This window comes from Myxococcus sp. AB025B, assembly GCF_006518215.1.
GTDB classification, from domain to species: Bacteria; Myxococcota; Myxococcia; order Myxococcales; family Myxococcaceae; genus Myxococcus; species Myxococcus fulvus.
This window is the reverse complement of record NZ_SRLW01000597.1, coordinates 1-1,915: the sequence shown is the minus strand read 5'-3', so window position 1 is coordinate 1,915 and position 1,915 is coordinate 1. Positions and strand designations below refer to the sequence as shown.

1 protein-coding gene and 1 pseudogene are annotated in these 1,915 nt (G+C 71.5%); one reads left to right on the top strand and one right to left on the bottom strand.

Annotated elements, in window-relative coordinates; all coding sequences use genetic code 11:
- Nucleotides 1–650: pseudogene (locus FL311_RS42905) on the bottom strand (hypothetical protein); the annotation flags it as partial.
- 694 nt (nucleotides 651–1,344) lie between these two features.
- Between FL311_RS42905 and FL311_RS42900 the strand changes: the two are divergent.
- Nucleotides 1,345–1,707, top strand: a complete 363-nt coding sequence (locus FL311_RS42900; RefSeq protein ID WP_141333421.1) for a helix-turn-helix transcriptional regulator — start codon at nucleotides 1,345–1,347, stop codon at nucleotides 1,705–1,707.
- The last annotated feature ends 208 nt before the right edge of the window (nucleotides 1,708–1,915 follow it).

The following is a 1,915-nucleotide window of genomic DNA, read 5'->3' as shown; positions in this document are numbered from 1 at the left end:
AGCCCACCCTGCCCGGACAGCTCCGCCAGCTGCGCCGCGCTCACGCCCAGCCGCCCCGCCTGCAGGAAGCGCTGCGCCTCGCGCGCCACCGGCGACAGTCCCTCCAGCAGCGGCTCCAGCAACGCGGGCGGCGCGCTCGAGGCCGCCGCGGGAGGCTGGGCCTTCGCCACCGGCTCGGCCAGCGGCACCGCGGGCGCTCGCACGGGCACCTTCATCGACATCACCGTCGCCGCCGCGCCCTTGCCCGTCTCGTTCTTCAGCAGCGCCTCGCTGCGAAGCTGCGAGATGAACGACGCCAGGTCGAACCCCAGGTCATCGTCCTCGTCGTCGCGCTCCTGCGTGGAGGCGCGCAGCCGGCTCGCCGTCAGCAGCCGGTCCATCAGCTGGTCGCGCTCGCCGCGCAGCGCCTGCGTCAGCCGCACCGACTCCTCGCGCTCGGCCTGGGCGCGCCCGACGCGCACCTCCAGCTCCGCCACCTCGCGCCGCAGCTTCAGCTCGCGCTGATGCGTCTCCGCGAGCTCGCGCTTGAGGTGCTCCATCTCCTCACGCGTCGAACCCAGCTCGCTGAGCAACTGCTCCGCACGGGCCTCGAAGTAGACAATTTTCTCGAGTGCGCTCTTGAGCAGCGCGTCCGGACGCTCGTCGCTCACGACCTCAACGGCCCTCCCCGCGAGGCACGCGGTGCACCCCCGACCCACCGGGGGGGCCCACCCTACGTCAGACGTCCCGCCTTCGTAAACCACGGAAACACCAGGGCTTTTCCGTGAAGTCCCCACCCGTCCATTGACAACGCCGCGCGGGCCGAATTTTCGGCCTCGGACGTGAGCCCCGGCTTCCCGCCGCACGCCGACGGCCCGGACGCCAACCCCGCGCCCCAGCACCGCGAGTGCGACCGTCCGGCCGGTGACGTCCAGCACCGGACGAACGCGAAGCCAGACGCCCGCGGTGAGCTTCACCCACGCTCACGGCGACGTGCGCGAGGACTGTCCGCGTCCGCGCGGCGCGAACGCCCCACGCGCCGCGTGGAAATCGCCCCCGCGCCGAGTTTTCGGGCCCCAGCGGTGTCGACCGCGCGACACCACCCGCCTTCGCGAGGCACGCCCGGGGCGCTCGGCAAACCACGTCCGGAGCCTCGCCGGAGGGGCCTTCCGAGGGCCTCCCAAGGGGCGTGCCGGCGCCGCTTTTTTCAAGCGCTTTCGCACGCCATTCCGGAAGCACCTGAATGTCAGACCCCACCCGTAGTCTGTGTTCCACGAGGCACCGAACCCGCAGTCACTTCTCCCCGGAACCTCTCCGCCCGAGCGCGGGGGGCGAAGCCCTCTTTTCGACAGGTTTCCGCACGCCATGGAACAACGATTGGCCACCCTCATTGGAAATGCAGTTCGCGCGGCGCGGCAGCGGCTGGAGCTCACCCAGGCCGATGTGGCCGAGCGCGTGGGCATCGCCACCGAGGTGTACGGGCGGCTGGAGCGCGGTCACATGCTCCCCAGCGTCCGCACACTGAGGAAGCTGTGTCTGGTCCTCAACTGCTCCTCGGATGTGCTGCTGGGCATGACGGCGGGCGTCGAAGGCGCGCCCACGCTCGCCGAGGACCCGCCGGAGTACCGCGAGCGTCCCGAGGTCCGCCGGCTCTTGCGCACGGTGCGCAAGCTGGACGCGCCCCGGCTGCGCCTGCTGGGACAGGTCGCCAACGCGCTGGAGTCGTGAGCGCGGCGGCGCCGCTCGTGCTCGCCCATTCCCGTCACGTGGAAGACGGCGAGCGCGGGCGGAATCAGCACCGGGGCGGGGTGGACCCGGGTTGAAGGCGATGCCAGCGAAGGACCCTCGAGGTTGCGCGTTTTCGCAATCGCTTGGCGCATGGAATGAAGCGGCGAGACAGGGGCGGGCCTAGCTTCGTGCCCCATGACTCGCCCCC

Bases quoted from the DNA above. Each gene is read 5' to 3' on its own strand.
- FL311_RS42900 (WP_141333421.1), top strand. From the start codon at position 1,345: ATGGAACAACGATTGGCCACCCTCATTGGAAATGCAGTTCGCGCGGCG.